This window comes from Microbacterium sufflavum, assembly GCF_023091155.1.
GTDB lineage: Bacteria > Actinomycetota > Actinomycetes > Actinomycetales > Microbacteriaceae > Microbacterium > Microbacterium sufflavum.
Map to the genome: position 1 here is coordinate 494,292 of NZ_JAHWXK010000001.1, position 24,261 is coordinate 518,552.

Below are 24,261 nucleotides of genomic sequence, written 5' to 3' on the forward strand. Positions count from 1 at the left end.
ACATGAGGCTACGCGCGGCCGGCAGAGGTGTCAAGAATCTTTTACACGCCCGGGGTCAGATGACGGGAGCACTCCAGGGGTCGAGGTTGCCGTAGCGGTGCGCCGTGATGGAGATCGACTGCTCGTGCACGAACGGGAGCAGCTCGATGCGGGCAGCCGCGGTCACCTCCGCGTCGTACACCGCCAGATCGGGGTCGCCCGCGGTCGCCGCCGCCAGCGACGCCCGCAGGGTCGCGACCGCCTCCCGGCCGCCCACCAGACGCACCCGGTCGTACCGCGCGCCCGCGCTCGCGCCCTCCGCCGGCTCCTCCTCCGCGGGCAGCAGGCGCTGCATCCACTCCTCGTCCGACTCCAGGAACACCACCGCGTCGAGGTCGCCCAGCGCGTGCCGCACCCCGGCCGGCAGCCCCACCGGGGTGGAGAGCACGAAGCCCGCCCCCGCGCGGACCCCCGCGATCACGACCCGCAGCACGTCCTGCAGCCGTGCGTCCTCGGTCGCCCTGATCTCCACGTGCCCCGGGCGGTAGCGGAACAGGTTGCGCTCCACCTCCAGCCGCGACACGTCGCGCACCCGCCCGAACTCACGGTCCCAGGCCAGGGCATCCGACAGGGCCGCCCGCCGCAGCCACTCGAAGGCCTCGTACGCCAGCGACGGCTGCGCCGACTCGATGAGCGCCGTGATGCGCGAGTCGAGTCCCCGCAGGTGCAGGGTGCTCGATGCCGCGCCCCCGGGCTGCGAGCGCCACGTGCCGAGGCCGATCAGGTGGTTCGGGCCGCCCGGCTTCGCACCGGGTCCGACCGACGACCGCTTCCAGCCGCCGAAGGGCTGCCGCTGCACGATCGCCCCCGTGGTGCCGCGGTTGACGTAGAGGTTGCCCGCCTGCACCCGGTCGAGCCAGAGCGACAGGTCGTCGGGGTCCTGCGTGTGGAGCCCGGCCGTGAGGCCGTACGCGACCGCGTTCTGCAGTTCGATCGCGCGCGCGAGCGTGGGCGCGTGCATGATGCCGAGCACCGGGCCGAAGAACTCCTCGAGGTGGAAGCGCGACCCCGGCTGCACGCCCACGCGCACGCCGGGCCGCCACAGTCGTCCGCTCTCGTCGCCGTCCACGGGGGCGGGCTCGATCAGCCACCGCTCGTCGCCCTCCAGCTCGGTGAGCGCCCAGGCGAGCTTGCCCTGCGGCTGCTCGATCACGGGGCCCACCTCGGCCGACGGATCCGCCGGCCAGCCCACGCGCAGGGAGCGGACCGCGTCGGCGAGCTGCCGGGCGAAGCGCTGCGAACGGCCGACAGGGCCGACGAGGATCGCGAGGGAGGCGGCGGAGCACTTCTGCCCCGCGTGCCCGAAGGCGCTCTTGACCAGGTCGGCGACGGCCAGGTCTAGGTCGGCGGACGGCGTGATGATCATGGCGTTCTTGCCGCTGGTCTCGGCGAGCAGCGGCAGGTCGGGGCGCCACGAGCGGAACAGCGCCGCCGTCTCCCACGAGCCGGTGAGGATCACGCGGTCCACGGCCTCGTCGGTGATCAGCGCCCGTCCGAGCTCGCCCTCCTCGATGTCGACCAGGGCGAGCACCTCGCGCGGCACGCCACCCTCCCACAGGGCCTCGGCGAGCGCGGCGGCGCAGCGTCGCGCCTGCGGGGCGGGCTTGAGCACGACCCCCGAGCCGGCGGCGAGCGCGGCGAGCACTCCTCCGGCCGGGATCGCCAGCGGGAAGTTCCAGGGCGGCGCGACCACGGTCACGCGCGCCGGCACGAACACGGCACCGGAGATCGCGTCGAGCTCGCGGCACGTGGAGGCGTAGTAGCGGGCGAAGTCGACGGCCTCGCTGACCTCCACGTCGGCCTCGGCGAACACCTTTCCGGTCTCCGCCGCGGCCACCTCGATCAGCTCCCCGCGCCGACCGTCGAGCGCGGCGGCGGCCCGCAGCAGCACCTCCGCGCGCTCCGCCGCCGGACGCGAGCCCCACGACGCGGCCGCGGCGCGCACGCCCCGCACGAGGCGCCCGAGCTCGTCGGCGTCGTCCACGCGCGCGGCGGCGAGCACGGCCTCCCCCACGGTCGAGTCGGCCAGGCGACCGCGGATCCCGTCGGCCCACTCCCGGTTGGCGGGCAGCGCGAGGTCGGTGTCCTGCGCGTTGGCGAAGCCCGGAGCGCCGCTCGTGTCCTCACCGCGCTCGCGGGCCGCGTACACCGCCGTCTCCAGGAAGGCCCCGGTGTCCGCGCCGTCGGTGCCGCGGGCGATGCCCAGCACCGCCTGCGTCAGGTCGGCCTCGGGGATCGGGGCCGCGGCGGTCGGGCGGACCGACTCGTGCACGGGTGCGAGCCGGTCCTGCGTGCGGCGCGGTCCGCGGAGCAGGGTCGCGTCCGTGGAGCGGTCGAGGGCGTCGAGGAACCGGTCGCGCTCCCGGGCGAACAGCCCCTCGTCCTCGTGCAGCCGGAAGGCCGCGGACAGGAAGTTGTCGGACGACGCGTTCTCCTCCAGCCGCCGCACCAGGTAGCTGATGGCCACGTCGAACTCGGCCGGGGCGACCACGGGCACGTACAGGAGCACCGCCCCGACCTCGCGCGACACGGCCCGCACCTGGCCCTGCGCCATCCCGAGCAGCATCTCGAACTCGATCGCGTCGCGCACGCCGCGCTCGCCCGCGAGCAGCCAGGCGTAGGCGATGCCGAACAGGTTGTGCCCGGCGATCCCCAGCTTCACGGCGGAGGTGTGCGCGGGCGTGAGCGCCCAGTCCAGGCAGCGGAGGTAGTTCGCGTCGGTGTCGAGCTTGGTGTCGTAGGTCGCGGGGGTCCAGCCGTGCAGCCGCGCCTCGACGTGCTCCATGGCGAGGTTCGCGCCCTTCACGAGCCGCACCTTGATGCGGGCACCCCCGTGGGCCACGCGGTCCTGCGCCCACGCGGTCAGCTCCTGCAGCGCGGGCAGCGCGTCGGGCAGGTAGGCCTGCAGCACGATGCCGGCCTCCAGCCGCGCCAGCCGCGGATCCTCCAGCAGCCGCGTGAACACCGCGATCGTGAGGTCGAGGTCGCGGTACTCCTCCATGTCGAGGTTGATGAAGGTGCCGTCGTCCGCCGCGGTCAGGTACAGCGGCAGCAGACGCTGCACCACGCGGTCGACGACGGCGTCGAACCCCCACATCGAGATGCGGCTCATGATGGCCGACACCTTGACCGACACGTAGTCCACGTCGGCGCGGCGGATGAGCTCGTGGATGCCGTCGAGCCGGCGCTGCGCCTCGGCCTCGCCCAGCACCGCCTCGCCCAGCAGATTGAGGTTGAGCCGCGAACCCGAGGCACGCAGCCGCTCGATCGCGGGGCCGAGCTTGGCGGGACGCGCGTCGACCACGAGGTGCCCGACCATGTCGCGCAGCGCCCGCCGCGCGATCGGCACGACCGGGGTCGGCAGCACGGGCGCGACACCCCCGCCCAGACGCACGGCCGAGCGCAGGTACCAGGGCAGGAACTCGGGCACGATCGGCGCGATGCGGTGCAGGCGGGCGGCGGCCGCGGTCAGGCTCTCCGGGCGCATCACCCCGTCGACGAAGCCGAGCGTGAAGGGGAGGCCGTTCGCGTCGCGCAGCACCCCGGCCAGGCGTGCGGCCGCGGGGTCGACGTCGGCCGCCGCGGCCTCGATCACCCAGCGGCGCGCGAGGTCGATCGCACGGTCGGAGAGGGGGGCGGACGACGCGGCATCCGGCGGGAGCTCGGCCATGATCCTCAGCCTATGACCGGGCCCCTGTTTCGGCGGGAGCCCGGGCCGCACGACCTCGCCCCTATGCTGTTGCCGTGACCACGACACCGCCGGAGGGGACGGCGCCGCAGGGCCGCAGCGACGCGTCCGCCGCCCGGGCCAGGGTGCTGGGGTGGGCGCGGCGCAGCATCGACCTGATCCCGACCCCGTGGCTGCTCACCGGCGCGGGGGCGCTGCTCCTCGCCGGCACCGCGGTGTTCGGCGGGCTGGAGGCGGCCGCGGTCGACCCGATCCCCGAGGTCGCGGTGGGTGAGACGTACGCGGGGTCCGACCTGGAGCTGACGGTCGTGGCGGTGGAGCTGCGCGACGACCGCGGGCAGACGTGGGTGTTCCCCGAGGAGGAGAAGGGCGAGCGCGTGCTGGTGGTCACGGTCGACGCGGTGAACACCTTCCACGCCCCGCGCGGCTCGACCTCGGGCGTCCCCGAGTCGGCGGTGGTCGACGGCATCCGCATCGAGGGCCTCGACGAGAAGGGGCAGGTGTCGCGGGCCGACGACGGACGCGGGGCCCCGACGCTGCAGCCCGACGTCCCCGCACGACTGCTGCTCGCCTGGCTCGTGGGGCCGGACGACTACCGGGAGGGCGAGGAGCTCACGCTCACCCTGCCGGACTCCACGCACGCGGTCGGCTCGCGGGTGATCCGCGGGGACTACTGGACCGACGTGCGGGTCGGCGCGACCCTCACGGCGCGGATCGGGGAGGAGACGGCACCGTGAAGAAGCACGTCCTCGTGTGGCTGCTCACCGCGGCGCTGCTCGCCGGCGCGTGGGTGGTGTCGAAGGTCACGCTTCCGGACGACGCCGCGACGGCCGCGTTCCCCCGGGTCACGCGGATCGGCGAGGAGGCCGCCGTGCGCAACCTCGTCGTGACGATCACCGACGTGCGCCTGGCCGACCGGGTCGAAGACGCGGACGGCTGGTCGGCCGACGGCACCTGGCTGGTGGTCGACCTGGAGGCCGCGTCCGCCGTGACGCAGGACCTCAGCACCCTCTCGCTCGCGCAGCTCGCCATCGGCGACCGCACGTTCAGCGCCACCGATCGCGGGACGACGTTCTCGCAGCAGCGGCTGGTGACCGGCGTCCCCCGCGCGGGGAGCCTGGCCTTCGAGCTGCCAGACGACGTCACGGACGCCCGCGCCACCCTGCGCCTCGGGGTCGCGGGCGCCGGCATCGGCAAGGTGCTGCTCGACGGGGTCGTCGACCTGCCGCTCGACCTCGCCGACCTCCCGGTCGAGTCCGCGATCCTCCTCGACGAGAACGGGTGGGCCCGCCGATGACGATCCCGCCTCCGCCGCTCCCGCCCGCGCCCACGGTCGAGCCCGCACCGGCGCCGCGTCGGCCGTCGTGGTGGCGTCGCAACGCCGTCGCGCTCGTCGCCCTCGCGGTGCTCGCCCCGGTCACCGCCGCGGCCGTCGGCTGGCAGGAGTGGTATCAGTACTTCGGGTTCGGAGCCAGGGCGGTCACCGCGATCACGGTCGACGAAGACGCCTCGGCCGACCTCGCCGGAGCCGAGTGGGGTCCGGTGCGCGGGGGCGAGATCGACGACGTGAGCGGCCTCGACGTCCCCGACGGCACGCGGCTGATCGCCGTGGCGGTGCCGGTCGACGCGAGCACCGCGGGCATCGGCTGCGAGACCCCGAAGCTGGTGGAGCGGGCGACGGGCCGCGAGTGGCGCCCCGTGCGTCTGGAGATCGGGCTGCTGTCCGACCCGGACGAGCCGGAGACGTGCCTGAGCGCAGAGGCCGGGGAGTACGAGCTGGTCGTGCCGTTCGTGGTGCCGGACGACGCGGAGGGCCCGTTCTGGGTGGACGTGCGACCCTACGACGCGGGCGGCTCGTTCCTCAGGTTCGCGTTCGAGCTCTGACCCCCCACGGCATCGCGCGGCGGGGCGGCGACGACGGCCGCGGCGACCGCGTCGACCGAGGAGGGCAGCAGCCCCGCGGCATCGGCGACGGCGCGCATCTCCGCCTCGGCCGCGGAACCGGTGGTGGTGTCGGAGCGCTCCTGCTGCTTGCGTCGCAGTCGCCCGAGCGTGGCGTCGTACGCGCCGCTGATCACGGCGATGCGCACGGGCTCGATCAGCAGCATCGGGACGAGGGACACGAGGGGCGTCGCGACCGCCCAGAAGACGAAGTCGTGCGGACCGATCAGGCGGGTGAGACCGAAGGCCAGGTACGACTCGAGCGCCTTCACCACCACGTACAGCAGGGCGTAGGACGCGACCAGGAGCGGGCCGGCCCGCCACATCAGCAGCAGCGCGCGACCGATCGGGCGGAACCGGGCGCCGAGTTCGTCGCCGAGGTCTCTGAGCCGGCGCACGAGCGGGTTGGGGATGGCCTCGGCGTGCTGACGGAACCGCGACAGGAACCGGCTCTCGACGCGCAGCTTCTCGGCCACGATCGCCTGCCCGAACACGACGCCGGCGATCGTGAGCCACGCCAGCGGCGCCAGCAGCACCGGACCGGCCTCCGACAGCACCCAGCCGACCCCGTCCCACAGCCACCGCAGCGGCGCGACCGCGTCCAGCAGTCCCTCGCGCACGTCTTCCAGGACCGCCATCGCGGCTCGGCTGTCTACCCAGGCCTTGATCGCGTCGAACACGTCGCCGAGCACCATGACCGAGAAGAACACCCAGACGACCTCGAAGTACACCGCCACGGGCGAGAGCCAGGCGGCGAGTTTCGGCGACCACTTCGACCACGCCCATCGCCCGGCGAACGCGACGACGATGATCGCGATCGTCCAGACGTTGAGGGGCAGGTTGAGCACCGTGTCCTCGGAGCCGACGGCCGGTTCGCCGTTGACGCTCGCCGTCCAGATGATCCCGGAGCGCACCTCGAGGGCACGGGCCGAGTAGGTGCGCACGTCCTCGCCGAGCAGGCCCTGCGCCCAGTACACGGCGAAGAAGGGGAGGATCCCGGCGAGCAGCGCGGTGAGGAACGTCCGGCGCCGGTCGGCGGCGGACTCCGGGAGCGGGGCGACCTCCTGCAGGTTGCGCAGCCCGTCGCGCAGCACCAGGAACATGGCCACCAGGCTGACGAGCCGGGCGAGGATCGCGATGGGCAGCACCAGGAAGCCCAGCGTGGCCGAGGTGGCACCCACGAAACCGGCGATCTCGGTGATCACGTAGTGCACGAGGACCCCGGCCAGGTACCACGCCATGAGCGCGGGCCAGTGCCGCAGCAGCACGCGCCCGGCGGTCGTCAGGATGGCCAGCACAGCGTCAATATATCGGCAGTGCGCCCGCCGCGCGCCTGATCAGTTCCAGACGCTGGGGGCGGGCGTGCGCACGGGCGGGAGGGCGGACGCCGCCGCCCAGTCGTGCACCCAGGCGTCGATCTCCGGCACGCCCTCCGGCTTGCCGACCGCGGCGAACAGCTCCTCGTTGCTCACGGTGCCGCCCGTGCGCCGCAGCACGCGCGCCCGCACGATGGCCCTGGCGTACACCTCGCCGTCGACCACGGCCCGGTGCTCCAGGAACAGCGCCCTGTCGTCGTGGCCGATGAACCGCGACTGCACCTCGAAGCGCTGCCACAGCTGCAGCGACTTGCGGAACGTGATGGTCTCGCTCGAGACGACCGCGTACCAGCCGCGCTGCTTCATCACGTCGAACAGCCCGGTGCGGATCAGGTGATCCCAGCGGCCGAGGTCGAACAGCGACAGATAGCGGCCGTTGTTCATGTGCCGGAGGATGTCGAGGTCGGTGGGGAGGGTCGTGACGGTGACGCTGCTCACCGCGGTCGGGTCGAGGGTCTTCCCCTGCCGCACGCGACGCCGCGCGCCGAGGATCACGAGGAGGGTCCGCCAGATCACGTTCACGAGGGACGATCGTAGCCAGCGGCGCACGAACCGTGAATATCATTGTGCGGTTCCTCCAGGCCGTTCACCCGCGCGTCACCCCGCTCCGCGCCGATTTCGAGTTTTCACGGGCCGCGCGTAGAGTCACCGCATGAGCGCCGAAGCCCAGCCCGAAGTCATCGTCCGTCCGGTCCGTGATGTGGATGCCGAAGCCCTCGGTCGCGTGCACGCGCAGTGCTGGCACGAGACCTACGATCACCTGATCAGCAAGGCCGCGCTGGAGAAGGTCTCGCCCCGCCGCATGGCCGAGCTGTGGACCCACTGGGCCGCGCAGGGCCCCGACTTCAAGATGAACGCGGCCCTCGTCGACGGCGAGATCGTCGGCTTCGTCGGCTCCGGCCCCGCCCGCGACAAGGACGCCCCCGCCTTCCGGGAGCTCTACTTCATCTACCTGCTCGACGCGTACCACTCCACCGGCATCGGCCAGAAGCTGTTCGACGCCGCGGTCGAGAAGGACGAGCCGCTCTACCTGTGGGTCGCGGAGGACAACCCCCGCGCGCACCGCTTCTACACGCGCAACGGCTTCCACCTCGACGGCGCCTCGCACACCGAGCCCTTCCTCGGCGAGACGCTCACCGAGGTCCGCTTCGTCCGTCCCTGACGCGTCGCGACCGGGAGAACCCTCGTGACGGCGGCGATCCTGGTCGGACTCACGGGCGGGATCGCCGCGGGGAAGAGCACGGTCGCGCGCGCCCTGGCCGCGCACGGTGCCCGCATCGTAGACGGTGACGCGGCCGCACGTGCCATCGTCGATCCCGGCACCACGGACGGCGCGGCGCTGCTCGACCGGATCACGGCGCTGCTCGGGGCCGAGGTCCGCACGGCGGACGGGTCTCTCGACCGGGCGGCGGTCGCGGCACGCGTGTTCGACGATCCCGCCCTCCTCTCCTGCTACAACGCCCTGCTGCGCCCGGCTCTGCTGGCCGAGGTGGCTGCGCGCATCGCCGAGGCCCGCCGCGAACCGGGTGTCGTGGTGCACGAGATCCCGCTGCTCAGCCGCACCACCGCCCCCCTGCCCTGGACGTACGACCGGGTCGTGACGGTCGAGGCCGCCGAGGCCATGCGCCTGCGACGGTTGCGGGAGGAGCGGGGGCACGATGCGGCCGAGGCCGAGCGGCGGCTCCGCGCACAGGGCGCCGAGGCCGACCGGATCGCGATTGCCGACGAGGTGCTGCGCACGGACGGCACCCTCGCCGACACTCTCGCCGCGACGGCCGTGCTGTGGGAGCGGCTCAGCGCTGCGCGTCCGCCGCGGTGACGATCTCCGCCAGCGCGCGCTCGACATCGCCCCGGTCGTAGCCGAGCAGGGCGGTCTCCGCGGGGTCCGGCTCGTACGCGATCACCGCGCCGCGGCCCTGCACGATGAAGCGGTCGGGCTGGAACGGATGCTCCTCGTCGCGCTCCTCGATCGTGTGCGCGCTGCCGGCGGCGTCGGCGAGCAGCTGGAAGTAGTCGCGATACGTGAGGTTCGCGTCGCCCACCAGGTAGGCCCGCCCGCCTTCGCCCGCATCGAGCGCGCCCTGTACGGCCTGCGAGAGCGAGCGCACCGACAGGTAGTTGGTGCCGCCGGGCGGGGCGAACAGCGCGGGTTCGTCGAGCTCGCCGCGCGTCCACGCGATCATGCGGGCGAACCGCCGCAGGCCGCGCTCATCGGCGCCGACGATCGACGGCGGGTTCAGGGTGATCGCCGCGAAACCGTCGTCGCTCAGGGCGCGGGTGCGCTCGTCGGCGTCGCGCCGCGCCGCCACGTAGGGGATCCGCTCCGCCCACTCCGGGTGCAGCTGGTGGTAGTAGCTGCCGATCTGCACGAACCGGCCGACGCCCGCGGTCTTCGCGAGCGCGGCGAAGCGCGGCACCCCGACGCTCTGCGTGCGCTCCCAGAACGCGTCGTCCTCCTGCGCGGCGGGCACGTGGCGGATGTCGTTGCCCGCCGCGAACACGACCGCGTCGAAACCGTCGAGCAGCGCGGCGGACCCGGCGTCGGTGTAGTCGCCCCGGAGGCGCGGCATCCCGGCGATGGCCCGGGGGTCGCGCTCGGACGGCTCGCGCCGCGCCATCACGGTCACCGCGTCACCGCGCGCGGCGAGGTCGGCGGCGACGTGACTGCCGATCATCCCGGTCGCGCCGACCACCAGCACCCGGCTCATGCGAACACCGCCCGGCCGTCGGAGATCACGGACGTCCCGTCGCGCCGCAACTCGAAGTCGCCGCCGTGCCACGACTCGACCTCGAGCACATCGCCCGGGATGACCGGACCGCTGAACCGGCCCCGTAGCGAGCGGAGGTCGGCCGGATGCGCGCCCTGCTCGCAAGCGAGGACGAGGGTGGTGGCGGCGAGCGTGCACAGCCCCTGGAGGATCGGCACGGTCTGCCCGATCCGCGCGGACGCCGCGGGATCGATGTGGATGTGGTGGCGGTCGCCGGTCAGCCGGTACAGGGCGGCCTGCGTCGGGAACGTCGTCACGGCGGCCGTCGCACCCACCGGTCGCTCGTCGGTGGCAGCCCGCGCCGGGCCCCGCTCCCCACCGAACCCGCCCGCACCGGGTGCGAACAGTGACCAGGTCGCGGTGAACTCGGCGCACTCCACGATCACGTCGAACACGGCCGCGGAACCCTTGTCCCACACGTCGCCAACGCGGGCGGACAGCCGCAGCTCGCCCGAGCGCGGCAGCGGCCGGTGCACCTCCAGCGTCTGCGAGCCGTGCACGGCGCGGTCGTCGAACGCCCCCGCCTCGGCGAGCACGTCGGGCGCCCACTGCGCGAGCGTCAGCCCGAACGACGGGAGCACGCGCAGACGGTCCTCGAACACGAGATCGAGGTCGGTCGCGGCGGCCCCGACCGACAGCGCGTAGAGGATCGCGTCGCGCTCGTCGTAGCCGACTGTCTGCTCGCCGAGGTCGCGCCCGGCCCAGTCGCCCGCGCTCATGCGCCGTACACCGGCTCGGGGGCAGCAGCTTCGGCGACCAGGGCCCGCACCGCCTCGCCGACCTCGGCCGCGTCCCACCGCCGATCCCGGTCACGCCGGGGCCCGTGCCGCCATCCCTCCTCCAGGCAGAGGCGGCCGCCCTCGATCTCCAGCACGCGGCCGGTGACGTCGCAGTCCGCGCTGGCGAGCCAGGCGACCACGGGCGAGACGTTCGCCGGGTCCATGCGATCGAAGCCGTCCGCGGGCGCGGCCATCGCGTCGGCGAAGGGCCCCTCGGTCATGCGCGTGCGGGCGGATGGGGCGATCGCGTTGACGTGCACGCCGTACCGCTGCAGCTCGGCGGCGGCCACGAGGGTGAGGGAGGCGATGCCGCCCTTCGCGGCGGAGTAGGCCGCCTGCCCGATGCTGCCCTGGAGCCCGGCGCCGGACGAGGTGTTCACGACGCGGGCGACCGGCTGCCGCCCGGCCTTGGCCTCGGCACGCCAGTGCGCGCTCGCGTGGCGCAGCGGCGCGAAGTGCCCCTTGAGGTGCACGCGGATCACCGCGTCCCACTCGTCCTCGCCGGCGTTGACCAGCATGCGGTCGCGCACGAACCCGGCGTTGTTCACGAGGATGTCCAGTCGTCCGAACGCCGTGAGCGCCTGCTCGACGAGGGCCCCGGCCTGCGCGAAGTCGGCGATGTCGGCGCCGTTCGCGATCGCCTCTCCCCCGGCGGCCTCGATGAGCTCGACGACCTCCTGCGCCGGACCGACCGAGACGCCGTCACCGTCGAGGGTCGTGCCGAGGTCATTCACGACCACCTTCGCCCCCTGGCGCGCGAGCTCCAGCGCGTGCTCTCGGCCGAGGCCGCGACCGGCACCGGTGACGATGGCCACGCGGCCTTCGAGTATTCCTGCCATGGTCGACTCTCCTTCGAGCGGCGTCGGCGGACGCGGGTGGGATGCGCCCGAGCATACCAACCAAGCAATTGCTAGGGCAAATGCACGGTGAGGGTTCCGTCGATAACCAAGCAACTGCTAGGGTGCTTGAGCAAACGTTAGGTTAGGTGTCCGATGACGATCACTTCCACCCTGCACCCTCGCGGCGTCCGCACCGTCACGATGGACTACCCGCCGGTGAACGCACTCCCCGTCGCCGGGTGGTTCGACGTGGCCGCCGCGATGCGCGAGGCCACGGCCGACGCCGAGACCCGCGTCGTCATCCTCCGCGCCGAGGGCCGCGGGTTCAACGCGGGCGTCGACATCAAGGAGATGCAGCGCATCGAGGGCTTCTCCGGCATCCTCGGCGCCAACCGCGGCTGTTACGAGGCGTTCAAGGCCATCTACGAGTGCGCCGTTCCGGTCATCGCCGCCGTCAACGGTTTCTGCCTGGGCGGCGGGATCGGCCTCGTCGGCAACAGCGACGTGATCGTCGCCTCCGACGACGCGACCTTCGGCGTGCCCGAAGTGGACCGCGGCGCGCTCGGCGCCGCCACCCACCTGGCCCGCCTCGTGCCGCAGCATCTGCTGCGCTCGCTGTACTTCACGAGCCGCACGGTGACGGCGCAGCGTCTCGCGGAGTTCGGATCCGTCGACGCGGTGGTGCCACGCGCCGACCTCGACGCGACCGCGCTCGCGCTCGCGGAGGAGATCGCCGCGAAGGACCCGCGCGTCATCCGCGCCGCCAAGGAGGCGCTGAACGGCATCGACCCGATCGACGTCAACCGCAGCTACCGGTTCGAGCAGGGCTTCACGTTCGAGCTCAACCTCGCCGGCGTCGCCGACCAGCACCGCGACGCGTTCGTCGCGACCGGCGAGAACCTGACGACATGACCACCGCCGGATCCGCCGCCGATCTCGCGCCGCTGATCCGCGACGGCATGACGATCGGCGTCGGCGGCTGGGGTTCACGGCGTAAGCCGATGGCCCTCGTGCGGCAGATCGTGCTCTCCGGGGCGCGCGACCTGCGCATCGTCAGCTTCGGCGGACCGGACGTGGGCCTGCTCTGCGCCACTGGCCAGGCGTCCGAGATCGTGCACGGGTTCGTCTCGCTCGACAGCATCGCGATCGACCCTTACTTCGCGGACGCCCGGCAGTCCGGCGCGGTGCGCAGCGTGGAGTACGACGAGGCGATGCTGGTCGCCGGACTCCGCGCCGCCGCCCGGCGCCTGCCCTTCGAGGCCACCCGGGCGGGGGCGGGCTCGGACGCCGTCAGCCGCAACCCCCAGATCCGCACGATCACATCGCCCTACGCCGACGCCGAGGTGCTGGTGGCGATGCCCGCCGTGCCCCTCGACCTCGCCCTGCTCCACCTCGACCGGGCCGACGCCGCCGGCACCGCCGTGTGCCTCGGGCCGGACCTGTTCTTCGACGACCTGTTCGCGGGCGCGGCGGCGCACACCGTGGTGAGCGTGGAGGAGGTGGTGGACACCGCCGCGCTGTGGACGGGGCTCGGCCCCACGGCGCGCTTCCTCGACCGCACGCTCACCGACCGGATCGTGCATGCCCCGGGCGGAGCCGGGTTCACGGCGCATCCGCCCCATCACGACCGCGACGAGGAGGGGCAGCGCGCCTACGCCGCCGCGGCCGCCTCGCCCGCGGACCGTGAGGCGTATCTGACCCGGTTCCGGGCGGGCGAGCTCGCCCCGCGGACGAGTGAGGCGGCGACACAATGACGGCCACGCGCGCCGAGGTCGCGATCGCCGCGTGCAGCGACCTCTTCCGCGGCGCGGGCACGATCCTCGCGAGCCCCGTCGGCATCGTGCCCACCGTCGGGGTGCGGCTCGCGCGGCTCACGCACGCGCCCGGCCTGCTGCTCAGCGACGGCGAAGCCACCCTGTACGCCGACACCCCCGCCGTCGACGAGCCGTTCCGCGAGCCGGAGGCGCCGCTCCCCTACGCGCAGCTGTTCGAGCTGATCGCCCGCGGTCGCCGCCACGTGATCATGGGGGCCGCACAGCTCGACCGCCACGGCGACCAGAACCTGTCCGCGATCGGCGACCGCGACCGTCCCACCCGGCAGCTGCTCGGCGCCAGGGCCGCCGCCACGAACACCGTCAACCACGCGACCAGCTACTGGGTCGCCCGCCACAGCCCGCGCGTGTTCGTGGACCGGGTGGACGTGGTCACGGGCGTCGGGCCGGCCAGGGCGCGCACGGCCGGGGCCCACCGCTTCCACGACGTGCGCCGCATCGTCACCGACCTCGCGGTGCTCGACCTGACCGGCCCCGGCGCCACGGTCGCCCTCGTCAGCCTGCACCCCGGCGTGACCCTCGACCGGGTGGTCGCGGCCACCGGCTTCCCGCTGCACATCCCCGCCGTCGTCCCCGAGACCCGGCAGCCCACCGCCGAGGAGCTGCGCCTGGTGCGCGAGCGTCTCGACCCCCGCGGACTCCGCGACCGAGAGGTGATCGCATCATGACCACGCCCCCGCAGCTCTCCACGCCGCTCACGCGCCTGACCGGCGTCGACCATCCGATCGTGCAGACCGGCATGGGCTGGGTCGCCGGCGCCCGCCTGGTCACCGCCACCGCGCAGGCCGGAGCGCTGGGCATCCTCGCCTCCGCCACCATGACCATCGACGAGCTCGAACGGCAGATCATCGAGGTGACCGAGCGCACCGACCGGCCCTTCGGCGTGAACCTGCGCGCCGACGCCGGGGATGCCACCGAGCGCGTCGAACTGCTCATCCGGCACGGCGTGAAGGTCGCCAGCTTCGCTCTCGCCCCACGACGCGAGCTGATCGAGCGACTCAAGGACCACGGCGTGGTCGTGATCCCCTCGATCGGGGCCGTGCGGCACGCCGAGAAGGTCGCGGCGTGGGGTGCGGACGCCGTGATGGTGCAGGGCGGTGAGGGCGGCGGTCACACCGGCGCCGTGCCCACCTCGATCCTGCTGCCCTCGGTGGTCGCGGCCGTCGACATCCCCGTGATCGCGGCCGGCGGCTTCCACGACGGACGGGGTCTCGCCGCCGCGCTCGCGTACGGCGCCGCCGGGGTCGGGATGGGCACGCGGTTCCTGCTCACGAGCGACAGTTCGGTGCCCGAGGCCGTGAAGCGGCGATACCTCGACTTCGGGCTGGACGGCACGGTCGTCACCACGAAGGCCGACGGCATGCCCCACCGCCTGCTGCGCACCGAGTTCGTGGAGGGACTGGAGGGCGGAAGCGGGGTGTCCCGCCTGCTGCCGACGCTGCGCCGGTCGTGGGAGTTCAAGAAGCTGAGCGGCCTGAGCTGGCCGCAGCTGGTGCGGGATGCCGTGTCGATGAAGAAGGCGACCGGGCGCTCCTGGACGCAGATGACCCTCGCCGCGAACACTCCGATGCTGCTGAAGGCCGGGCTCGTCGACGGCGACACCTCCGCGGGCATGCTCGCCGCCGGCCAGGTGGTGGGGCTGATCGACGACCTCCCCAGCTGCGAGGAGCTCGTCGACCGCGTGGTGCGCGACGCCGTGGCCCACCTCCGCGCCGCCGCCTCCTGCGTCCTCGCCTGAGCCCCGGGGAGCCGCGCCCCCGGGGCCCGGACGCACGCCATCCGCGGGTCGTCCGTCGTCAGGCCCGGATGCGCAGCCTCAGAGGCGCTCGATGATGGTGACGTTGGCGAGACCGCCGCCCTCGCACATGGTCTGCAGACCGTAGCGACCGCCGGTGCGTTCGAGCTCGTTCAGCAGCGTCGTCATGAGACGGGTGCCCGTCGCGCCGATCGGGTGACCGAGGGCGATGCCGCCCCCGTTCACGTTCACCTTCTCGTGCGGCACCCCGGTCTCGCGCATCCAGGCGAGCACGACCGACGCGAAGGCCTCGTTCACCTCGAACAGGTCGATGTCGTCGAGGCTCATGCCCGTGCGCTCCATCGCGTACCGCGTGGCGGGGATCGGCGCGGTGAGCATGAACACCGGGCTGTCGCCGCGCACCGACAGGTGGTGGATGCGCGCGCGGGGCGTGAGCCCGTGGTCCTTCACCGCCTGCGCGCTCGCGACGAGCACCGCGCTAGAGGCGTCGCTGATCTGCGAGGCCACGGCAGCCGTGAGCCGTCCGCCGGGGGTGAGCGTCTGCAGGCCCGCCATGCGCTCGAGCGAGGTGTCGCGGCGCACGCCCTCGTCGCGGTCGAGCCCGTTCAGCGGGGCGATCTCGCCGTCGAACCGACCCTCGTCCTGCGCTCTGGCCGCCCGCTGATGGCTCTCCAGCGCGAACCGCTCCATCTCCTCGCGCGTGATGTCCCACTTCTCGGCGATCATCTCCGCGCCGACGAACTGCGAGATCTCCTGCCCGGGGTAGCGCTCCTGCCAGCCCGGCGACTCGGCGAACGGCGTGGTGAAGCCGTATGCCTCTCCGGCCACCATGGCCGAGGAGATCGGCAGCTGCGACATGTTCTGGAGACCGCCGGCGATCACCAGGTCGCTGGTCCCGCTCATCACGGCCTGCGCGGCGAAGTGCACGGCCTGCTGGCTCGAACCGCACTGCCGGTCGATCGTGACGCCGGGCACGTGCTCGGGGAAGCCAGCGACGAGCACGGCGGAGCGACCCACGTTGCCCGCCTGTCCTCCGATCGTGTCGGTCGCGCCGATGATCACGTCGTCGAGCGCGCCAGGGTCGATGCCCGTCCGCTCCACGAGCGCCTTCAGGCTGTGCGCGCCGAGGTCGGCCGGGTGGATGCCGGACAGCGAGCCGCCCCGCTTCCCGACGGGCGAGCGGACCGCGTCGACGATGTATGCCTCTGCCATGGTGTTCCTTCTCTCCGGGTTCACGCGTGCTGACTGCTGACGGCGACGACCTCGCCGGTCATATAAGAGGAGTATGCGCTGGCGAGGAACACCATGACGTTGGCGACCTCCCAGGGTTCCGCGGCCCGGCCGAACGCCTCGCGCGCTTTCAGCTGCTCCAGCAGCTCGGGCGAGGTGACCTTCTCCAGGAACGGGTGCATCGCGAGGCTCGGTGACACGGCGTTCACGCGGATGCCGTGCGGCGCGAAATCCATCGCCGCGCTGCGGGTGAGCGCCATCACGCCGGCCTTCGCGGCGGCGTAGTGGGCCTGCTCCACCTGCGCGCGCCAGCCGATCACGGACGCGTTGTTGACGATGACGCCGGCCGTGCCCGCCGCGACCATGCGGCGGCCGACCGCGCGCAGGCACCGGAACGTGCCGGTGAGGGTCACGTCGATCACCCTGTCCCACTGCTCGTCGGTCATGTCGAGGATCGACACCGACCCGCCGAGCCCGGCGTTGTTGATCATCACGTCGATCGCGCCGCCGTCCTCCGCGAGGTCGAGGAGGGCGGCGACCTGGTCCTCGACGGTCACGTCGCACACGGCGGTGCGCACGCGGTCGGCGCCGAAACGGTCACCCAGCTCGCTCTGCGTCTCGGCGAGGCGGCCGGCGTGCGTGTCGCCGAGCACCACGAGCGCCGCGCCCTCCTCCAGGCAGCGGACCGCGGCGGCCTGACCGATGCCGGCTCCGGCGGCGGCCGTGATGACGACGCGCTTCCCGTCGAGCAGGCCGTGACCGGGGACGTAGGCGGGGGCGGAAGAGCTCATGGGCGGGCCTCTCGGGGTAGGCCGAGCACGCGCTCGGCGATGACGGTGCGCTGGATCTCGTCGGAACCGCCGTAGATCGTGTCGGCGCGGCTGAACAGGAACAGCGTCTGCAGGTCGTCCAGCGCGTAGTCCGCGCCGACCCGCAGGGCCTCGGGTCCGGCGACCTCCATCGCGAGCTCGCCGAGCGCGCGGTGCCAGTTCGACCACAGCAGCTTCGCGACGGAGGCGCCGTCGCCCTGGGCACCGCCGAGCGTGCGGAGGGCGTGCTGGCGGATCACCTCCAGGTCCATGCGGGCGCGCACGAGCCGGTCGCGGATCACGGCATCGTCGATCGCGCCGGTGCGCTGCGCCGTCTCGATCACGGCGTCGAGCTCGCGACGGAACGCGATCTGCTGCGCGAGGGTGGAGACGCCGCGCTCGAAGCCGAGGGTCGCCATCGCGACGCGGAAGCCGTTCCCCTCGCCGCCTACGACGAGGTCGGCATCGGTGCGGGCGTCGTCGAAGAACACCTCGTTGAACTCGCTGGTCGCGGTGAGCTGCAGGATCGGGCGCACCTCGACGCCGGGCTGGTCCATCGGCACGAGCAGATACGACAGACCCTGGTGGCGGCTCGATCCCGGTTCGGTGCGGGCGATCACGAAGCACCAGTCGGCGTGCTGCGCGAGGGACGTCCACACCTTCTGCCCCGTGACGGACCACTCGTCGCCCGTGCGCTGAGCCTTGGTCGCCACCGCGGCGAGGTCGGATCCGGCGCCCGGCTCCGAGTAGCCCTGGCACCACAGCTCCTCGACCGCGACGATGCGCGGCAGGAAGCGGGCCTGCTGCGCGGGCGTGCCATGCGCGATGAGGGTGGGGCCGAGCAGCTCCTCCCCCAGATGGTTCACGCGGGCGGGGGCGTCGGCGCGGGCGTACTCCTCGTGGAAGATGACCTGCTGCGCGATGCTGAGTCCGCGGCCGCCGTGCTCGACCGGCCAGCCCACGCACGTCCACCCCGCAGCGGCCAGGTGCCGGTTCCACTCCAGGCGCGCCTCGAAGTCCTCGTGCTCGCGACCGGAGCCGCCGCGGCCGCGCAGCGCGGCGAAGCGACCGGTGAGGTTCTCTTCCAGCCAGCCGCGGATCTCGGCGCGGAATCGCTCGTCCGCGTCGTGCTGCGTCGCGTCCATCTGTGCTCCTCATCGAGTCGTGGTCTTCGGCGGACCGTTCCCGTATAGTATCAAACTAAACCAAGCGATTGTTTGGTTTCGCTCCCGGGAGTTCAGAGAGGAACCCGCCATGACCGACGACTCGGACGCCGTGGTCACCTACGAGGTGCGCGGCGCGACCGCGATCATCCGGCTGAACCGCCCCCAGTATCGCAACGCCCAGAACTCGAAGGTCACCTACGCCCTCGACGCCGCGTTCACCCGCGCCGTGGACGACGACGCCGTGAAGGTCATCGTGCTCGGCGGGAACGGGAAGCACTTCTGCGCCGGGCACGACATCGGCACCCCCGAGCGCGACATCGACCAGAGCTTCGAGCGCAGGGCCGTCATCTGGTGGGACCACGTCGGAGCCCAGGGCGTCGACTCCCGCTTCGCCCGCGAGTCCGAGGTCTACCTGGGGATGTGCCGCCGCTGGCGCGAGATCCCCAAGCCCGTGATCGCGATGGTGCAGGGTGCCTGCATCGCCGGAGGGCTCATGCTCGCCTGGTCGTGCGACTTCATCGTCGCCTCCGACGACGCGTTCTTCCAGGACCCGGTCGTCGCGATGGGCATCCCCGGCGTCGAGTACTTCGCACACCCCTGGGTGACCAACCCCCGCGCGGCCAAGGAGATGCTGTACACCGGCGACCGGATGCCCGCCGCCCGCGCGCACGAACTCGGCATGGTCAACCACGTCGTCCCGTCGTCCGAGCTGGAGCAGCGCACGCTCGAGCTCGCCGAGCGCATCGGCCGCATGCCCCGACTCGGGCTCGCCCTCGCGAAGAAGGCCGTGAACCAGGCGGAGGATCTGCAGGGCCTGCGCCCCGGCATGGACTCCGTGTTCGGGCTGCACCACGCCGCCCACGCGCACAACGCCGAGGTGGGCGGCGACTCCCTCGGCGGCGTGGACGTGCGCACCATCAAGGCCGACACCGCGGACGGAGCATCCCGATGAACCTCGACCTCACCCCCGCGCAGGAGGCCTTCGCCGCGGAGGCGCGCGCCTGGCTCACCGAGCACGTGCCGTCCACACCGCTGCCCTCGATGGACACGGCCGAGGGCTTCGCGGCGCACCGCGCGTGGGAGGCCGAGCTGGCGGAGGGCCGCTGGTCCGTCGTCTCCTGGCCCGAGCAGTTCGGCGGCCGCGACGCCGGAATCACGGAGTGGGTGCTGTTCGAGGAGGAGTACTACCGCGCGGGCGCCCCGACCCGGGTGGCGCAGAACGGCATCTCCCTGCTCGCGCCGATCCTGTTCGAGCACGGCACCCCGGATCAGCACGAGCGGTACCTGCGCGCCATGACCGACGGCTCGCTGATCTGGGCGCAGGCCTGGTCGGAGCCCGGAGCGGGCAGCGACCTCGCCGCGATCCGCAGCACCGCCCGCCGCGACGACGACCGCGGCGGATGGGTGCTCAACGGCCAGAAGATCTGGAGCTCGCGCGCGGTGTGGGCCGACCGCGGGTTCGGCCTGTTCCGGTCCGACCCCGAAGCGCAGCGGCACCGCGGCCTGACGTACTTCCTGTTCCCGATGGACGCCGAGGGCATCACGGTGCGGGCGATCGCCCAGCTCGACGGCACGACCGGGTTCGCCGAGATCTTCTTCGACGACGTGTTCGTGCCCGATGAGGACGTGCTGGGCGCCCCCGGCGACGGGTGGCGCGTGGCCATGAGCACCGCGGGCAACGAGCGCGGACTGTCGCTGCGGGCGCCGGGACGGTTCCTCGCCGCGACCGACCGCCTGATCGCACTGCAGTCCGAGCGGGGCGCGACCGGCGAGGATGACGCCGTGGTGGACGCCTGGATCGGCGCGGAGGCCTACCGGCTGTTCACGTGGCAGACCGTGAGCACCCTGCTCGACGGTGGTGCGGTCGGCGCGGAGGGCAGCATCAACAAGGTGTTCTGGTCGGAGCTCGACGTGCACATCCACGAGACCGCGCTGCGCATCCTGGGACCGGAGTCCGAGCTGCGCGGGGAGTCGGCGGTCGACGGCGGGCGCTGGGTCGACGACTACCAGTTCGCGCTCGCCGGTCCCATCTACGCGGGCACCAACGAGGTGCAGCGGAACATCATCGCGGAGCGGATCCTCGGACTCCCCCGCGGCGGAGACGGAAGGCGCGCCTGATGCGGTTCCTGCCCACGGAAGAACAGACCGCGTTCGCGGAGGCCATCGACGAGATCGTGGAGGGCGCGGGCGGCGCCGACGTCGCACGCGCCTGGGCCGACGGCGACACCGCCCCCGGGCTCGCCCTGTGGGCGCAGTTCGCCGAGCTCGGGCTGCTGGGGCTGCGGGTGAGCGAGGAGGCGGGCGGCTTCGGCGGCACCCTCGGCGACCTGGTGGTGGTGTTCGAGCGGCTCGGCTACCACGGCGTGCCCGGCCCCTACCTGGAGACGGTCGCGCTGCTGCCCTCCCTGGTGGACGACGAGACGCGGCAGTCCCTCGCCGCGGGAGCCATCGCCACCGCGGCGGTCGACGGTGTCGCTCCCGCCGCCGTGGACGCCGCCGTGGCCACGCACCGCTACCTCGTCCGCGGTGACGCGCTGCACGAGGGCGAGCCGGGCGCGGAGCTGACCTCGGTCGCGCCCACCCGGCGTCTCGCCCGGCTCTCCCCCACGGGAGCCTCGACCCCGCTCGTGCCCGGCGCCCTCGACGCAGCCCTGAACGAAGCAGCCCTCGCCGCCGCCGCGCTGCTCGTGGGCGCGGGAGAGCGGCTGCTCGCGGAGGCCGTGTCGTACGCGAAGGTGCGCGAACAGTTCGGCCGTCCGATCGGGGAGTTCCAGGCGCTCAAGCACCAGCTGGCGGATGTGCGGATCGCGCTGAGCTTCGCGCGGCCGCTCGTGTGGAACGCGGCACTGCGCGCCGACGAGCCCGACGAGGACCGGGCGGTGTCGGCCGCCAAGGTCGCCGCGGGCGACGCCGCGCTGCGCGCCGCGCGCACCTCGCTGCAGGTGCACGGCGCGATCGGCTACACGGCCGAGCACACGCTGCGGATCTGGCTGGGCCTCGCGCCCGCGCTGTCCGCGGCGTGGGGCACGCCGGATTTCCATCGGGCGCGCATCGCCCGCGACATCCTTCCGAAGGAGCGGTGATGTCTTTCGAACCCGATGAGGATCAGCAGGAGCTCGTCGCCCTCGTGCGCGGGATCCTGAGCCAACGCGCCGACAGTGCGGCGACGCGTCGGGCCCTGGAGTCGGACCAACGGTTCGACGCCGACCTGTGGCGTCTGCTCTGCGAGGAGATCGGCATCGCCGGCATGGCCGTCCCCGAGGAGCACGGCGGCGCCGGCTTCACACTGCGGGAGGCGCAGCTGGCGCTGGAGGAGATCGGCTACGCGCTCGCGCCGTCGCCGTACCTCGGCTCGGTCGCGATCGCGGCGCAGGCGATCCTGGCCGCGGGCGATGCGGAGGCGTCCGCCCGACTGTTGCCCGGCATCGCGGAGGGATCGTCGGCGGCGGCGCTCGTGTGGGCCGACCCGTCCGGACGCTTCGCCCCCGACCGCATCGACGTGCACGCCGAGGCCGACGGGGAGGCGTGGACGCTCACCGGCACGGCGGGCTTCGTGCTGGACGGGCTGCCCGCCGACGTGCTGGTCGCGGTGGCCCGCACCGCCGACGGCCCGCGCCTGTTCGAGGTGCTCGACGCCGCGGCGGTCGCGCGCGAGGACGACCCGACGATGGACCAGACCCTGCGGCTCGCCACCCTCCGGTTCGACGGGGTCCCTGCCCGTCCGCTCGGCGACGGCGATCCCGCCGTGCTCGACGACGTGCGGGCGCTCGCGCTCGCGGCGGTCGCGGCGGTGCAGGCGGGCACAGCGGCGCGGGCCCTCGACGACACCGTGGCCTACGCACAGCAGCGGGTGCAGTTCGGGCGACCCATCGGCTCGTTCCAGGCGCTCAAGCACCGCATGGCCGACCTGCACGTGCGGGTGGAGGTGGCGCGCACCGCGTCCCGCGCGGCCGCCGACGCCCTCGCGTCCGGCGCCCCCGACCGCGCGGAGCTGGCCACGATCGCGAAGGCCGTGTGCTCGGAAGCGCTCACCCGGGTCGCGGGAGAGATGATCCAGCTGCACGGCGGGATCGCGATCACGTGGGAGCACGACGCGCACCTGGTGTTCAAGCGCGCGCACGCCCTCGGCACCCTGTTCGGCACCCCGCGCGAGCTCCGCGCCGCCGCCGAGCCCTGGGCCCTCGCACGCCTCTGACCGCAGCCCTGGCGGCGGCCTCAGCGGCGGAGCGGGGTGGTCTCGGTCCAGTCGGTGTACTTGCGGCGCTCGCGGAACAGCCAGCGGCCGCCCACCCGCACGAGGTCGTCGTCGTAGCGGTCGGCGAGGGTGAAGCGGATGCGTCCCTCCGAGGTCTCGCGGATGTGGTGCGACAGGCAGGCCGTATGCACCCGGGCGGTGTCGCCTCGCACCTCCACATCGCTCGGAGACAGCGCGTGACTGGTCGCCACGAAGGCCGTGAGGGCCTCGAACGCCGCGACCAGCTCCGCCGTCCCCCGCGGCGTCTCGGCCGGGTGATCGGCACGCGGCCGATACAGGAGCATCCGCCCGTCCGGCACGAACAACGACGCCATGTCGGCGAACCTCCGCTGATCGGCGTAGCGCCCGTACCGCAGGATCGTGCGGGTGATGTCGAGCCAGTCCGCGAACTCGGCCGTGCTCACCGGGGTCCCTCCGCGCGTCGACGGTGCAGCGGGGTCGCGGCGTCCGCGGCCCAGGTGGTGCGTCGGCGGTCGGGCTCCGCAGCCGGCAGCGGCTCCACCGCCACCAGGGTCTCACGGCTGCGCCGGGCGAGCTCCTGGTAGATGCGCACGCCGTTCCGCTTCCACTCCTGCGCGTCGTCGTCGAGGAGCCCGACCACCCGCGCCGGGGCTCCGAGCGCCTTCGACCCGGGCGGGATCACGGTGCCCGCGGTGACCACGGCACCTGCGCCCAGCAGCGCGTCCGCCCCGATCTCGGCGCCGTCGAGCACGGTGGCCCCGATGCCGATCAGCGCGAACGACCCGATGCGGCAGCCGTGCAGCACCGCACCGTGGCCGACGTGGCTGTGCGGGTCGAGCACCGCGTCCGCACCGGGGAACGCGTGGATGACGCACGAGTCCTGCACGTTCGACCCCTCCCCCACGACGATGCGACCGAAGTCTCCGCGCAGGCTCGCGAAGGGTCCGATGTAGCAGCCGGGACCGATCACGACGTCACCGATCAGGCTCGCGGTCTCGTGCACGAACGCGGTCGGGTCGACCACCGGCACCACGCCGTCGAACGCGTACGACGGCATCAGGCGACCTGACCGCCGTCGATGACGAAGTCCTGTCCGGTGCAGTAGCTGCTGGCCGGGCTCGCGAGGTAGGCGACGAGTGCCGAGATCTCCTCGGGCCGGCCCGCGCGCGGGATGGGGATGCGTGAGATGAACCCGACCCCCGCCCGGGTGTCCTCGGTGATCATGGGCGTGTCGACGGCGCCGGGACACACGGTGTTCACGCGGATGCCGCTGCCCGCCAGCTCGCGGGCCAGCGCGTGGGAGACCCCCCGCAGCCCCCATTTCGACGCCGAGTAGGGCACGCGGTTGGCGTAGCCGGCGACCCCGGCCGTCGAGGCGATGTTGATGATCGAGCCGCCGTCGCCCAGGAGCGGGAGCAGCGCCTGCACGCCGAGCATGGGGCCGATGAGGTTCACGTCGAGCGTGAGACGGATGACGCGCTCGGCCGTTTCCGCGAGCGGTCCTTCGGGGCAGAACCCGGCGTTGTTCACCAGCACGTCCACGCGGCCGAACCGCTCGCGCGCAGCCTCGGCGACCGCGCCCCACGCGTCGGCGGAGGAGACGTCGTGCGCGAGGCCGATCGCGCGATCGCCGTACCCGGCCGCGACCTCCTGCACGGCCGCCCCGTCGAGGTCGGTCAGCACCAGGTCGGCGCCGAGCTCGTGGAACAGAGCGGCGTGCGAGCGGCCCTGCCCTCCGGCGGCGCCGGTGATGACGGCGACGCGTCCGGTCAGGTCGATGACGGGTGTTGCACTCATGGGGTTCCTCCGCGATAGTGATCGA

25 protein-coding genes are annotated in these 24,261 nt (G+C 73.2%); 13 read left to right on the plus strand and 12 right to left on the minus strand.

The features are described from left to right. Nucleotides 1–55 precede the first annotated feature (55 nt). Nucleotides 56–3,709: a proline dehydrogenase family protein gene (locus KZC56_RS02550; RefSeq protein ID WP_247637791.1), complete on the minus strand. Its 3,654-nt coding sequence runs from the start codon at nucleotides 3,707–3,709 to the stop codon at nucleotides 56–58. A 74-nt stretch (nucleotides 3,710–3,783) separates the two neighbouring features. On the opposite strand from KZC56_RS02550, the gene KZC56_RS02555 reads away from it, so the two are divergent. From KZC56_RS02555 to KZC56_RS02565, 3 genes are read left to right on the plus strand one after another with little or no spacing between them, the layout of a single operon-like run. After that, on the plus strand, nucleotides 3,784–4,464 hold the full coding sequence (locus KZC56_RS02555; RefSeq protein ID WP_168442887.1) for a hypothetical protein: 681 nt from the start codon (nucleotides 3,784–3,786) through the stop codon (nucleotides 4,462–4,464). Continuing rightward, nucleotides 4,461–5,024 carry a DUF4352 domain-containing protein gene (locus KZC56_RS02560; protein ID WP_247637792.1) on the plus strand — a complete coding sequence of 188 codons (564 nt, stop codon included), beginning with the start codon at nucleotides 4,461–4,463 and terminating at the stop codon, nucleotides 5,022–5,024. The genes KZC56_RS02555 and KZC56_RS02560 overlap by 4 nt, the downstream gene beginning before the upstream one ends. Then, on the plus strand, nucleotides 5,021–5,611 hold the full coding sequence (locus KZC56_RS02565; RefSeq protein ID WP_247637793.1) for a hypothetical protein: 591 nt from the start codon (nucleotides 5,021–5,023) through the stop codon (nucleotides 5,609–5,611). The genes KZC56_RS02560 and KZC56_RS02565 overlap by 4 nt, the downstream gene beginning before the upstream one ends. Here the strand turns inward: KZC56_RS02565 and KZC56_RS02570 are convergent. Together KZC56_RS02570 and KZC56_RS02575 are read right to left on the minus strand one after the other, a co-directional pair. Next, on the minus strand, nucleotides 5,566–6,966 hold the full coding sequence (locus KZC56_RS02570; RefSeq protein ID WP_136034132.1) for a hypothetical protein: 1,401 nt from the start codon (nucleotides 6,964–6,966) through the stop codon (nucleotides 5,566–5,568). The two genes, KZC56_RS02565 and KZC56_RS02570, sit on opposite strands and share 46 nt — an antisense overlap. Nucleotides 6,967–7,005: 39 nt before the next feature. Further along, nucleotides 7,006–7,566 carry an acyl-CoA thioesterase gene (locus KZC56_RS02575; RefSeq protein WP_136034130.1) on the minus strand — a complete coding sequence of 187 codons (561 nt, stop codon included), beginning with the start codon at nucleotides 7,564–7,566 and terminating at the stop codon, nucleotides 7,006–7,008. A 130-nt stretch (nucleotides 7,567–7,696) separates the two neighbouring features. On the opposite strand from KZC56_RS02575, the gene KZC56_RS02580 reads away from it, so the two are divergent. Both KZC56_RS02580 and coaE read left to right on the plus strand, forming a co-directional pair. Then, nucleotides 7,697–8,206 carry a GNAT family N-acetyltransferase gene (locus KZC56_RS02580; protein ID WP_136034128.1) on the plus strand — a complete coding sequence of 170 codons (510 nt, stop codon included), beginning with the start codon at nucleotides 7,697–7,699 and terminating at the stop codon, nucleotides 8,204–8,206. 24 nt (nucleotides 8,207–8,230) lie between these two features. Beyond that, complete coding sequence (gene coaE, locus KZC56_RS02585; RefSeq protein WP_247637794.1) at nucleotides 8,231–8,863, plus strand: dephospho-CoA kinase; 633 nt, start codon at nucleotides 8,231–8,233, stop codon at nucleotides 8,861–8,863. On the opposite strand, the gene KZC56_RS02590 is transcribed toward coaE, so the two are convergent. Genes KZC56_RS02590 through KZC56_RS02600 form a run of 3 tightly spaced genes read right to left on the minus strand, consistent with a single transcriptional unit; the run spans nucleotide 8,838 to nucleotide 11,430 of the window. Continuing rightward, the gene (locus KZC56_RS02590; protein ID WP_136034126.1) at nucleotides 8,838–9,752 is read right to left on the minus strand and encodes an NAD-dependent epimerase/dehydratase family protein; all 915 of its coding nucleotides are present in this window, start codon (nucleotides 9,750–9,752) and stop codon (nucleotides 8,838–8,840) included. The two genes, coaE and KZC56_RS02590, sit on opposite strands and share 26 nt — an antisense overlap. Continuing rightward, nucleotides 9,749–10,531: a MaoC/PaaZ C-terminal domain-containing protein gene (locus KZC56_RS02595; protein WP_247637795.1), complete on the minus strand. Its 783-nt coding sequence runs from the start codon at nucleotides 10,529–10,531 to the stop codon at nucleotides 9,749–9,751. Before KZC56_RS02595 ends, KZC56_RS02590 begins: the two co-directional genes overlap by 4 nt. Next, the gene (locus KZC56_RS02600) at nucleotides 10,528–11,430 is read right to left on the minus strand and encodes an SDR family oxidoreductase (protein ID WP_136034121.1); all 903 of its coding nucleotides are present in this window, start codon (nucleotides 11,428–11,430) and stop codon (nucleotides 10,528–10,530) included. Before KZC56_RS02600 ends, KZC56_RS02595 begins: the two co-directional genes overlap by 4 nt. 153 nt (nucleotides 11,431–11,583) lie before the next feature. Between KZC56_RS02600 and KZC56_RS02605 the strand changes: the two genes are divergently transcribed. The 4 genes from KZC56_RS02605 to KZC56_RS02620 are packed head-to-tail and all read left to right on the plus strand — an operon-like array spanning nucleotide 11,584 to nucleotide 15,000. Then, complete coding sequence (locus tag KZC56_RS02605; RefSeq protein ID WP_136037419.1) at nucleotides 11,584–12,342, plus strand: enoyl-CoA hydratase family protein; 759 nt, start codon at nucleotides 11,584–11,586, stop codon at nucleotides 12,340–12,342. Next, nucleotides 12,339–13,184, plus strand: a complete 846-nt coding sequence (locus KZC56_RS02610) for a CoA transferase subunit A (RefSeq protein ID WP_136034117.1) — start codon at nucleotides 12,339–12,341, stop codon at nucleotides 13,182–13,184. Before KZC56_RS02605 ends, KZC56_RS02610 begins: the two co-directional genes overlap by 4 nt. After that, nucleotides 13,181–13,930: a CoA-transferase gene (locus tag KZC56_RS02615; RefSeq protein ID WP_136034115.1), complete on the plus strand. Its 750-nt coding sequence runs from the start codon at nucleotides 13,181–13,183 to the stop codon at nucleotides 13,928–13,930. The genes KZC56_RS02610 and KZC56_RS02615 overlap by 4 nt, the downstream gene beginning before the upstream one ends. After that, on the plus strand, nucleotides 13,927–15,000 hold the full coding sequence (locus KZC56_RS02620; RefSeq protein ID WP_136034114.1) for an NAD(P)H-dependent flavin oxidoreductase: 1,074 nt from the start codon (nucleotides 13,927–13,929) through the stop codon (nucleotides 14,998–15,000). The genes KZC56_RS02615 and KZC56_RS02620 overlap by 4 nt, the downstream gene beginning before the upstream one ends. A gap of 78 nt (nucleotides 15,001–15,078) precedes the next feature. Here the strand turns inward: KZC56_RS02620 and KZC56_RS02625 are convergent, their stop codons facing one another. Genes KZC56_RS02625 through KZC56_RS02635 form a run of 3 tightly spaced genes read right to left on the minus strand, consistent with a single transcriptional unit; the run spans nucleotide 15,079 to nucleotide 18,202 of the window. Next, nucleotides 15,079–16,230 (minus strand): acetyl-CoA C-acetyltransferase, encoded by a 1,152-nt coding sequence (locus KZC56_RS02625; RefSeq protein WP_136034111.1) that lies wholly within the window; start codon nucleotides 16,228–16,230, stop codon nucleotides 15,079–15,081. Between the two features lie 20 nt (nucleotides 16,231–16,250). Further along, complete coding sequence (locus KZC56_RS02630; RefSeq protein ID WP_136034109.1) at nucleotides 16,251–17,039, minus strand: SDR family oxidoreductase; 789 nt, start codon at nucleotides 17,037–17,039, stop codon at nucleotides 16,251–16,253. Further along, nucleotides 17,036–18,202, minus strand: a complete 1,167-nt coding sequence (locus KZC56_RS02635) for an acyl-CoA dehydrogenase family protein (protein WP_136034106.1) — start codon at nucleotides 18,200–18,202, stop codon at nucleotides 17,036–17,038. The genes KZC56_RS02630 and KZC56_RS02635 overlap by 4 nt, the downstream gene beginning before the upstream one ends. Before the next feature lie 109 nt (nucleotides 18,203–18,311). Here KZC56_RS02635 and KZC56_RS02640 point away from each other — a divergent pair, with 109 nt between their 5' ends. From KZC56_RS02640 to KZC56_RS02655, 4 genes are read left to right on the plus strand one after another with little or no spacing between them, the layout of a single operon-like run. After that, nucleotides 18,312–19,175, plus strand: coding sequence for an enoyl-CoA hydratase (locus KZC56_RS02640; protein ID WP_136034104.1), 864 nt, complete (start codon nucleotides 18,312–18,314; stop codon nucleotides 19,173–19,175). Further along, nucleotides 19,172–20,341, plus strand: coding sequence for an acyl-CoA dehydrogenase family protein (locus KZC56_RS02645; RefSeq protein WP_206252613.1), 1,170 nt, complete (start codon nucleotides 19,172–19,174; stop codon nucleotides 20,339–20,341). Before KZC56_RS02640 ends, KZC56_RS02645 begins: the two co-directional genes overlap by 4 nt. Next, nucleotides 20,341–21,306: an acyl-CoA dehydrogenase family protein gene (locus KZC56_RS02650; RefSeq protein ID WP_247637796.1), complete on the plus strand. Its 966-nt coding sequence runs from the start codon at nucleotides 20,341–20,343 to the stop codon at nucleotides 21,304–21,306. Before KZC56_RS02645 ends, KZC56_RS02650 begins: the two co-directional genes overlap by 1 nt. Further along, a complete protein-coding gene (locus tag KZC56_RS02655) occupies nucleotides 21,306–22,418 on the plus strand; it encodes an acyl-CoA dehydrogenase family protein (RefSeq protein WP_247637797.1) in 1,113 nt (370 codons plus the stop codon). Before KZC56_RS02650 ends, KZC56_RS02655 begins: the two co-directional genes overlap by 1 nt. Nucleotides 22,419–22,438: 20 nt before the next feature. Here the strand turns inward: KZC56_RS02655 and KZC56_RS02660 are convergent, their stop codons facing one another. From KZC56_RS02660 to KZC56_RS02670, 3 genes are read right to left on the minus strand one after another with little or no spacing between them, the layout of a single operon-like run. Next, complete coding sequence (locus tag KZC56_RS02660) at nucleotides 22,439–22,882, minus strand: nuclear transport factor 2 family protein (RefSeq protein WP_247637798.1); 444 nt, start codon at nucleotides 22,880–22,882, stop codon at nucleotides 22,439–22,441. Continuing rightward, the gene (locus KZC56_RS02665) at nucleotides 22,879–23,496 is read right to left on the minus strand and encodes a gamma carbonic anhydrase family protein (protein WP_136035313.1); all 618 of its coding nucleotides are present in this window, start codon (nucleotides 23,494–23,496) and stop codon (nucleotides 22,879–22,881) included. The genes KZC56_RS02660 and KZC56_RS02665 overlap by 4 nt, the downstream gene beginning before the upstream one ends. Next, nucleotides 23,496–24,236, minus strand: coding sequence for an SDR family NAD(P)-dependent oxidoreductase (locus KZC56_RS02670; RefSeq protein WP_247637799.1), 741 nt, complete (start codon nucleotides 24,234–24,236; stop codon nucleotides 23,496–23,498). Before KZC56_RS02670 ends, KZC56_RS02665 begins: the two co-directional genes overlap by 1 nt. Nucleotides 24,237–24,261: the final 25 nt, after the last annotated feature.

Coding starts and splice junctions, on each gene's coding strand:
- KZC56_RS02550 (WP_247637791.1), bottom strand. CDS start 3,709: ATGGCCGAGCTCCCGCCGGATGCCGCGTCGTCCGCCCCCCTCTCCGAC.
- KZC56_RS02565 (WP_247637793.1), top strand. CDS start 5,021: ATGACGATCCCGCCTCCGCCGCTCCCGCCCGCGCCCACGGTCGAGCCC.
- KZC56_RS02580 (WP_136034128.1), top strand. CDS start 7,697: ATGAGCGCCGAAGCCCAGCCCGAAGTCATCGTCCGTCCGGTCCGTGAT.
- KZC56_RS02590 (WP_136034126.1), bottom strand. CDS start 9,752: ATGAGCCGGGTGCTGGTGGTCGGCGCGACCGGGATGATCGGCAGTCAC.
- KZC56_RS02595 (WP_247637795.1), bottom strand. CDS start 10,531: ATGAGCGCGGGCGACTGGGCCGGGCGCGACCTCGGCGAGCAGACAGTC.
- KZC56_RS02600 (WP_136034121.1), bottom strand. CDS start 11,430: ATGGCAGGAATACTCGAAGGCCGCGTGGCCATCGTCACCGGTGCCGGT.
- KZC56_RS02605 (WP_136037419.1), top strand. CDS start 11,584: ATGACGATCACTTCCACCCTGCACCCTCGCGGCGTCCGCACCGTCACG.
- KZC56_RS02610 (WP_136034117.1), top strand. CDS start 12,339: ATGACCACCGCCGGATCCGCCGCCGATCTCGCGCCGCTGATCCGCGAC.
- KZC56_RS02615 (WP_136034115.1), top strand. CDS start 13,181: ATGACGGCCACGCGCGCCGAGGTCGCGATCGCCGCGTGCAGCGACCTC.
- KZC56_RS02620 (WP_136034114.1), top strand. CDS start 13,927: ATGACCACGCCCCCGCAGCTCTCCACGCCGCTCACGCGCCTGACCGGC.
- KZC56_RS02625 (WP_136034111.1), bottom strand. CDS start 16,230: ATGGCAGAGGCATACATCGTCGACGCGGTCCGCTCGCCCGTCGGGAAG.
- KZC56_RS02630 (WP_136034109.1), bottom strand. CDS start 17,039: ATGAGCTCTTCCGCCCCCGCCTACGTCCCCGGTCACGGCCTGCTCGAC.
- KZC56_RS02635 (WP_136034106.1), bottom strand. CDS start 18,202: ATGGACGCGACGCAGCACGACGCGGACGAGCGATTCCGCGCCGAGATC.
- KZC56_RS02640 (WP_136034104.1), top strand. CDS start 18,312: ATGACCGACGACTCGGACGCCGTGGTCACCTACGAGGTGCGCGGCGCG.
- KZC56_RS02645 (WP_206252613.1), top strand. CDS start 19,172: ATGAACCTCGACCTCACCCCCGCGCAGGAGGCCTTCGCCGCGGAGGCG.
- KZC56_RS02650 (WP_247637796.1), top strand. CDS start 20,341: ATGCGGTTCCTGCCCACGGAAGAACAGACCGCGTTCGCGGAGGCCATC.
- KZC56_RS02655 (WP_247637797.1), top strand. CDS start 21,306: ATGTCTTTCGAACCCGATGAGGATCAGCAGGAGCTCGTCGCCCTCGTG.
- KZC56_RS02665 (WP_136035313.1), bottom strand. CDS start 23,496: ATGCCGTCGTACGCGTTCGACGGCGTGGTGCCGGTGGTCGACCCGACC.
- KZC56_RS02670 (WP_247637799.1), bottom strand. CDS start 24,236: ATGAGTGCAACACCCGTCATCGACCTGACCGGACGCGTCGCCGTCATC.